Origin of the sequence: Actinoplanes aureus, from assembly GCF_015704865.1 — a bacterium.
GTDB classification, from domain to species: Bacteria; Actinomycetota; Actinomycetes; order Mycobacteriales; family Micromonosporaceae; genus Actinoplanes; species Actinoplanes aureus.
This window is the reverse complement of the sequence record NZ_JADQTO010000068.1, coordinates 1-8301: the sequence shown is the minus strand read 5'-3', so window position 1 is coordinate 8301 and position 8301 is coordinate 1. Positions and strand designations below refer to the sequence as shown.

Here is an 8301-nt window from a genome sequence, read left to right as displayed (position 1 = left end):
GACCGGTGCCAGGTGGGGCAGGAGGTCAGCGAGTTCAACACCACATATCGGCAGGATCGCTCGAAGACGGCATTCCTCACCATTCCCCGTTCAAGTGATCTTCCGCTACGAAAATCTTGCCAGAGCCCTTGAACTGCAGAGCCGCGTACGCCACGAAGCACACAGCAGCCATTGACGTCGGCACATCTGCGGGGACAGGCCGCGAGCAACCGTCGACTACGCTAAGTCACCGCAAGCGGAGGCGGCGCAGGACCGCGCGCTGGGCGTCGTCCCGGTCAGTGCGCCGGCCGCGACCAGGGCCGCGATCGATCTGTACGCCCTCGCTGCTGGCCGCACGGCCCATCTGCTCGACGCCGAACAGAGCGCGGTGGTACACCGAGCCCTCACCGTCGCCGGGTAGCGCGCATCGGCATCGCTCAGCGATCGCGCCAGGACAGCGGTGATATGACGACCGCGGCTTCCCCGATGCGTCGGCTCGTCTCTGTCTACAGATCCTTACGTGCGGAGCCGATCCCACTGTCGACTCGGCGTCCGCCGGTGTTGTCAACGGTTGTTGATGGCCTGGAGCGAAGGCCGCCGCTCTGTCGTAGGGCGGAGCGGCGCACGGGACAACACCAAAGACCGCAAACCCGAGACACGCTTGGGCGATCCACGATTGACCCTCACACCGCCAAGCACCCGTCGGAGTTGATCCACCAGGCGGTCACGCCCGTCGGCCCCACCCTGGCGGCGATCTTCGTCGCCGAGATCGGTGACGTCACCCGGTTCGCCACGCCCGCGTAGCTGAGCTCAGCTCATGGGCCGAGCTGACGCCCAAGCACCGCGAATCCGACGCCGTCGTGCACCGCGGGCGGATCACCAAGCAAGCTCCACGCTGGTGCGCTGGGCCGCCGACGAAGCCGCCAAGGCGCCACAACGCCGACTGGCTGACCGAGACACGTGCCCGGATCGCGGAACGGCGCGGCCGCAACATCGCCACCATCGCGGTGGCCCGCAATCTGCCCACTCTCGTGTACTACGGCCTGCGCGACCGGGCACCTCCGTGCCCTCGAGAAGGCCGCGGCGGCGTGAGCAGGCTCGAACGTAACCGGAAGCGGGCCGTTCTGCGTCTGACCCCCGTCGGCCGGCGGCTTGGTCGTGGTCTTCATTGACCCCGTCCGGTCACGGTCGTAGATCACCATGCCCCACCAGCGGCGCGGATGGATGACCGGCAGCCGAGCCTCGGCCCGCCCTCCGGCTATCACCGGCACCTGGCGAACGTACCCACACCACTGCGATCAACGCCGCCCCCACCGAGGCAGGCGCGACTCGCGTGCCCCTGGCACGTCCGCCACCGGGACAGAAGACCGTGAAACCACCAGTTGACCGGCTCGACTCCTTCATGGAGGACACAGAGGGTTTGCTGCGAGAGCGAGACCTGGCTAGCGGGCTGGGCATTCAGTGCGCTCGGGGCGCTCGTCTGACCGCCAGCGTCCTCGCTCGCGCCGCAGGGTGATGCACGCCATGCCGTTGGTAACTACGACGAGCTGGTAGGTGGCTCGCGGCACGTTCATATCCGCTGAATGGGCAGAATGCTGCGCCCAACCGGAGTTAGTCACAGCGCGATATGGGTCACCGCGCAGGACTGTTTGGCGCAAACTTCCGGAGATTGATCCCTATGTCATTGAAGGCAGCAACCATACCGTGATCGCGCAAGATCAACTAGGACGGGACCAGCTCAATGGAAAGTAAGGCCGGGACGGCCCGCATGCACCACGCCGTCCGTAGGTGGGCATTCAGCGGCTTGGCTGCCGCGACCAGCCTGACGATGACGGTAACGCTCGCCACCGTGGTGCCTGCGCATGGAAAAGGCCCTTTGGGAATCTCCGAACTCGCCAGACCTGACGCGGCCTCAGCACTTGCGGCCGCGAGGCAAAGTGGTCAGCGTGTGGCGATTACGAACATGGCCACGGAAAGGGCGGAGTACTTCGCCACGCCAGACGGCCATGTTACAGGAATTATTTCAACCGAAGCAGTACGGTTTCGCCGAGACGGGGCCTGGGTGCCGGTAGACCTCACGCTGCGCCGCATGGCCGACGGGTCGGTGGCGCCGGTTGCGCACCCGGACAGCTTGCGAATGTCGGGTGCACGCTCTGCAGCCTCAGGCGACCTGGCGTCTCTGGGAACAGGGGCAGAGCGGGTGGCGATGGGCTGGAACGGCGCACTGCCAGAACCGGACCTTGACGGCAGCAAAGCCACCTACGCCGAGGTATTTCCCGGCGTTGACCTCGTTGTCCAGGCGACTTCGACCGGTTTTGAACAATTCGCGGTGGTGAAGTCCGCTACGGCTGCTGCGCGGTACGTCAAGGAAATTTCCTTGCCAATAAGCGGAGCGGGCGTCCGGGCCGCTACGGAGGACAAGCGAGGCCAGATTCGCGTTCGAGATGCGAACGGTCGACAGGTGGCCGACATCCCGACACCCATGATGTGGGACGCGCGGTCGGATGGGCGGAACCGGCCGCCGGTGCCTCGCCAGATCGCGGTGGACGTCACCAGCACGGCGCCGACATCCGGACGAGCCGCCGGCGTAATGCTCAACCTCAAACCCGACCAGAAATGGCTGGCTGACCGCAACACGGTTTACCCAGTGACAATTGACCCAGAGGTTGACCGGCTCACCACTATCAATAGCACCACGGTTGTTAAGAACTATCCCTATGGCTGGCCAGATGCGGACTCGTTGTTCTTGGGCACGTACGACGACACGCTATCGTTCCGGTCCTTCGTGTCCTGGGATACGACCGCATTGCGCGGCTCCTATGTAAAGTCTGCAACGGCGCACTTCACGAATCCGTGGTCGAGTACGTGCGAATCGGTTCCGTGGGAACTCTGGACTACAGGCTCTATTTCGGCCGACACCGCGTGGGACAACCAACCACAATGGCTCCACCAGGAGTCTACGTCAACCGAGACTAGCTGTTACGACACCACGGTGACCGCGGAGGCGACTAGCTTCTTCCGGCGCGCTGCAACCGACAACGTCAGCACAGCGACTATGGGTTTGCGCGCAACTGACGAGACCGACTACAGCCAGTACAAGCAGTTCTGGTCGCGTAACTACACCGATGCGTCGAGAGTGCCCTTCGTGGAGGTGAGCTTCACCTTCGACGTGACAGCTAGTAACCCGTCGATCGACGAGGGTTCCTCTTGCGTCAGTGGAGAAGACCGCCCGACGACCGACAACATCACGCCGGCCCTGCACGTCGAGATTAATGCTCCCGCTGGCGCTCAGGCGCATGCTGAGTTTGAGCTCACCCAGCTGGGCGGGGAAGCCTTGTTCACGTCGACCTCCGCACCGCAGGCCTCGGGCACTGTTTTCACAGCAGTGGTGCCTGCCGGCAAACTAGCTGATGGCGGATTATATCGGTGGCGCACACGTGGCGCCACCGGCGGCAGCTCCGGACCTTGGACGGCGTGGTGCGAATTCACCGTTAACAAGGGTGTCGTTATCGTCGCTGCTGACGACGTTAACGAGCCGGTTCCGGAGGACCTCCGAGACGCGCTCGGTGTCTACGATGAGCTTGCCGAAGGCAACCCGGAAGAATTCGGCTACGCGACAGTGGAAGGCTCGGCAGTCGTCGTCGACGTGGTGACAGCCGCGGGAGAGCAGAAGGCTGAGGCGCTCGAGAACGGAACGCTCGAGCCCGATCCGACCTCCGGCTCGGATCCTGAGGAGAACACAGCCGAGGAAGCGGCAATCCTCGGGCAGGAAAAGGTTGAGGGTGTCGAAATGGACACCGCCATTACTACAGTCAGCCGCGCCGAAACCGAGCGCCTGCGAGAACAACTGCACAACGCGGTGGAGAACAACGCGTCGCTGGCCTCCGCGGATATCTGGATGACAGAAGTGGACCGGGAGACCGGGCGAGTCGCGGTTACGATGACCGACATCACGAGTCCTGCCGCGCAAGCACTGGAGGAAATGTTCGGCGATAAAGTGCAACTCGTGAGGGAAGCGAATCCAGAATCTGAAGCCGAAACGGGCCGCCTAGCCGACGAATCACCCTTCACCGGTGGAGCGCGAATCAAATTTCCTGGCCTGAGCGGAAAGTGCACCAACGCTTTCTCATGGAAGATAGATGCCAGCAGATCAGGGATGCTAACGGCGGGCCACTGCGCCGCTGTGAGTGGCCAAGCCGTACAAACCAATTCCGGCGATGCGCTAGGCTCAATTATGAGTGAAAACTACGGTCCTCGAGGAACAGAATACCTTCCGCAACAGAAAGTGTACCGGGGGGATATGTCACTCATTCGAGTGCCGTCCGGAAAAATCTACCCGTATATTTACCGCGGCGTGAGCAGTAGTAGTGCCCGCTACACAGTTCGGGCGATGTGGCACCGAAGGGCTCAGCCGGGCGACCAATACTGTACAGGCGGTTCCTACGGTGGCGAGATCTGTGGCTGGAAAGTCAAGTCAACCGGAGCAACGGTGAACAGTGACGGCAAATGGCTTCGGAATGTAGTCGTGAGCGAAAAGAAGAAGGGATGGTGTACTCGCCCGGGTGACTCCGGCGGTCCGGTGTACACCGTCAATTCCGATGGAAGTGTGGTCGCCAAGGGCATCCACCATGGCAGTAATGGCGGTGGCGGAGATGATCACTACGCCGGCGCGTTGGACAAATGCCTTGAGATATTCACCGACATTCGAGACGCGTATTTTGGATTTCCGGGGCACTTGGAAACGAGGTGAAAGCAATAAAATTTGCGTCTAGTGCAGTTGCCGTGGCGCTTGCATTGACGTTGTCTGGATGCAGCGACGGCGAAACCTCTGCCGACCTGGAAAGCTTCCGGCCCGGACCCGGAGACAACGACATAACCATCACCTACATACAGGGGCCGAGTGATTCACCTGGACATATTGAGATTATAGAGGAAGGCTCAACGCAGATAAGAATAAGAGTGCTTTACGAGGCGGCGGATGGTGTACAACCAGACCTTGGTATCGCCAAGGAGGCCGTTGGCCGACTAAAGCAGCCCGTGGGAGGCCGGTCGGTCGTTGATGAGCGCGGCAACGAGGTCCCTCAAGTCGAGTCTGCTGAGTAAGGCCTGGTTGGCTGGGTGCCGCTTTGGTTGAGGGGTCGTGACCTGCGTAAGTGGGTCACGACCCTTCATGCTTAGCTTTTCCGAGCTGATCTTGCAGCTCAGGACAGGTGCGGCGTGCCCGGAAATTTGATGAGAGGGCTCCAGGTAAAGCCAGCAGTCGACCAAACCTGATGCCCCGACCGGGAGCCTCGCCTGTGCTGTCGTACCCGTCCACGATCTCCATGTCCAGCCGAACCCCGATGGCGTGAAGAAGCGGGGCCTCGCTCCTCGTGACTCCCGGCGGGATACTCGGGGTCTCACAAACCTCACGGTGATCGAGGCCCCACCACGCAGGCAGAGTTCGACGGCCGACTATCTATCGGCCAAAGTCAGTCTGCTGATCGCGACGACCTATATGATCCAGCGTTGCACGGATCTGGCACCCCTCTGTGTCATCCATGAAGGAGCGGGGCCGGTCAAGTAGGGGTTTTGGGGGGCTTTGCGGCGGCGGTAGGTCGCGCTGCGCATGCGAGGTTCCGCCACCCCGGTGTCAGTGGAGTTGCTGGGTATGGGTTGGTCGTGTTCGCCAGGTTCCGGTGATGTCCGGAGGGCAGGCCGAGGCTCGGCTGCCGGTCATCCATTCGCCCTGTGGTTCGGCATGGTGATCTACGACCGTGACCGGGCGGGGTCAATCAAGACCGCGACCACGCCGCCGGCCGACGGGGGTCAGACACAGAACGACCCGCGTCCGGTCACGTCCGAGCCTGCTCACGCAGCCTTGGCCTGCTCGAGAGCACGAATGTGCCCGTCGCGCAGGCCGTAGTAGACGAAGGTGAGCAGCTTGCGGGCCACCGCGACGGTGGCGATGTTGCGGCCGCGTCGTTCCGCGATCCGGGTGCGCGTCTCGGTCAGCCAGTCGGCGTTGCGGGCGCCCTGAGCGGCTTCCACGGCGGCCCAGCGCACCAGCGCAGAGCCTTGCTTGGTGTTCGGCCCGCGGTGTACGACCGTGTCAGACTCGCGATGTTTGGGCGTCAGCCCGGCCCAGGAACTTAGATGCGCGGGTGTGGCGAACCGGGTGACGTCGCCGATCTCGTCGACGAAGATCGCGGCCAGCACCGGGCCGACGCCGGGGACCTGCTGCACTGCGGTGAACCCGGCGTGGCCGGCCAGGGCGACGCAGCGGCCCGCCGACCGCGCGGATCTCGAAGTCGATGGCGTCGATCAGCCGCAGCAGGGCGTTGACCCGCAGCCGATACGCCGCCTCCACCGGCGCCGCGGTCAGCCATCCGCGCCCGGCGACCCCGAACAGATCCGTCACGGCCGGCCGCAGTCCCTGCTTGGCCAGGACCGCATGGATCGACGCTTTCAGCCCGCTGCGCCAGGCCACCAGCTTCGCCCGGTGCCGCACCAGCTCCCGCAGTTCGCGCACCGGCGGCGGGGCGATCCAGGCCTCGGGCAGCCGGCCCATCCGCAGCAGGTCCGCCAAATCGGCGGCGTCACGCATGTCGTTCTTCACCCGCCGGTAGGCGAACCCCTTCACCCCGAGCGGGTGCGCCAGGTGCACCCGGGCCCCGGCGTCGTGCAGCACGTCGACGGCCCAATACCAGCCGTAGGTGGCTTCCAGCACCACCTGTGGATCTTCTCCGGCCTGCGCAAGCTCCGCCGTCAAGGCCATCGGGTCGTTGTCGATACGCTTACTGCCGAGCTGCCGCCCGGCCTGGTCCATCCGCACGATCACCGACCGGCGCCGATGCAGATCGATACCGACGTATTGCTGTTCGTCGTACGCTGCTGACACAGGGGCCTCCTTCGTCGATTGACGTGAGCACCCCGAGCATCCCGCCGGGAGTCACGCGGAGCGAGGCCCCGCTCCTTCATGCCATCAACCCCCGATGAGGGTTGGTGTTTTAGGGTGGGTTGCGGCGGGTCCGGGAAGTGACTTCTCCGAAGTGTCGATCTTGGGGTTTGGGTCGGCCGCGCTGGATGTCAGAGTCGCCCCCACGTGTCCTCCCGGGCCCGTCCCGGCCTGCTCGGTGTCGGCGAGCATCTGCCGGTAGACGAGGTCGGACAGGCGGCGTTTCAACGCGCGCAGCGCTTCCATCGAGGTCTTGCCGGCGGCGAGTTTGCGCCGGTAGTAGCGGCGCCCTTCGGTGTCGTGACGCAGCTGGACGATGGCCATGATGTGCAGCGCCCGGTTGATGCGCCGGTTGCCGGCACGCGACAGCCGGTGCCGGTCCTGATTACCGGAGGACGCGTCGATGGGTGCGGTGCCATTCCACGAGGCGAAGTGGGCACGGCTTGGGAAGCGGGCGATGTCACCGATGTCGCCGAGCAGCCGGGCGGCACCGGACGAGCCGATGCCGTGCAGGTTCATCAGACCGCTGCCTGTGGCGGCGACCAGGTCGGTGAGCTCCTGCTTCGCGACCTTGATCTTCTTGTCGATGACGACCAGCTCGTGGATCAGCTCGGAGGCCAGCCAGCGGCGGGTCTTGCCGACCACGTCCCGCGGCCGCACGGTGTTGAGCAGGGCCCGGGCCTGCTGGGCGGACAGGTCCTTCTTCGCGCCGCCAGGCACCAGTTCAAGCAGCAGGTGATGCAGCCGGGAAACCAGCTCGGTGCGGGCCCGACCGAGCTGGTCACGGCGGTCGACGAGCAACCGCAACGCGACCGTGGTGTCATCGATCTCGACTCGGCGCAGGCCTGGGGTGCGCAGCGCGGCCACCGCGACACTGTGCGCGTCGACCGGGTCGGTCTTGCGGCCCTGTCCGGTGGCGAACACCCGGGCCCGGGCGGACAGCTTCGCGGGCACGTCCAGGACGGTTTCGCCGTCGGCGAGCAGACGCTGGGCGACGTGCCGGCCGATGCCGTTGCAGCCCTCGACCGCCCACATCCGGTCGGGATGCGTACGACCGGCGGTCAGCATGGCCCGGTAGCCATCGGTGTCCGTGCTGTATCGGCCCTTGCCGAGCACGCGCTCGCGCTGGTCGATGACCTCGACGGTCGCGGAACGCTTGTGCGGGTCTACGCCGATGATGACCTGGCCCATGTGCTTGCCTCTCCCTCGAGCCGACGATGGGTGTCGACGGTGTCGCCGCTTCCTGAAGAGTGGATCTGGATCTGACCCACTTTTCGTGACCCGAGACTGACCCTGGCGTCTTCTGATCCACTGTGTATGGTCGGCCGCCGTGCGTTCTTCTGATCTTGCTGCGGTGTTGCCTCACCTCGCGGCTGTAGTCGTTG

General features: G+C 64.4%; 6 protein-coding genes. 2 read left to right on the top strand and 4 right to left on the bottom strand.

All coding sequences use genetic code 11. The features are described 5' to 3' along the window. Positions 1–226: 226 nt before the first annotated feature. Positions 227–376, bottom strand: a complete 150-nt coding sequence (locus I4J89_RS48745; protein WP_196421048.1) for a hypothetical protein — start codon at positions 374–376, stop codon at positions 227–229. Between the two features lie 1371 nt (positions 377–1747). Between I4J89_RS48745 and I4J89_RS48740 the strand changes: the two genes are divergently transcribed. Both I4J89_RS48740 and I4J89_RS48735 read left to right on the top strand, forming a co-directional pair. Next, a complete protein-coding gene (locus I4J89_RS48740) occupies positions 1748–4729 on the top strand; it encodes a hypothetical protein (RefSeq protein ID WP_196421047.1) in 2982 nt (993 codons plus the stop codon). A 32-nt stretch (positions 4730–4761) separates the two neighbouring features. Beyond that, entirely contained in the window at positions 4762–5082 is a 321-nt protein-coding gene (locus I4J89_RS48735; RefSeq protein WP_196421046.1) for a hypothetical protein, read from the top strand. Between the two features lie 747 nt (positions 5083–5829). On the opposite strand, the gene I4J89_RS52195 is transcribed toward I4J89_RS48735, so the two are convergent. The 3 genes from I4J89_RS52195 to I4J89_RS48725 all read right to left on the bottom strand — a co-directional run bounded on the left by I4J89_RS52195 (position 5830) and on the right by I4J89_RS48725 (position 8107). After that, positions 5830–6177 (bottom strand): transposase, encoded by a 348-nt coding sequence (locus tag I4J89_RS52195; RefSeq protein WP_373688228.1) that lies wholly within the window; start codon positions 6175–6177, stop codon positions 5830–5832. Beyond that, positions 6071–6859: an IS110 family transposase gene (locus I4J89_RS48730; RefSeq protein WP_309238807.1), complete on the bottom strand. Its 789-nt coding sequence runs from the start codon at positions 6857–6859 to the stop codon at positions 6071–6073. The genes I4J89_RS52195 and I4J89_RS48730 overlap by 107 nt, the downstream gene beginning before the upstream one ends. Positions 6860–6943: 84 nt before the next feature. Next, entirely contained in the window at positions 6944–8107 is a 1164-nt protein-coding gene (locus tag I4J89_RS48725; RefSeq protein ID WP_196421045.1) for an IS110 family RNA-guided transposase, read from the bottom strand. Between the last annotated feature and the right edge of the window lie 194 nt (positions 8108–8301).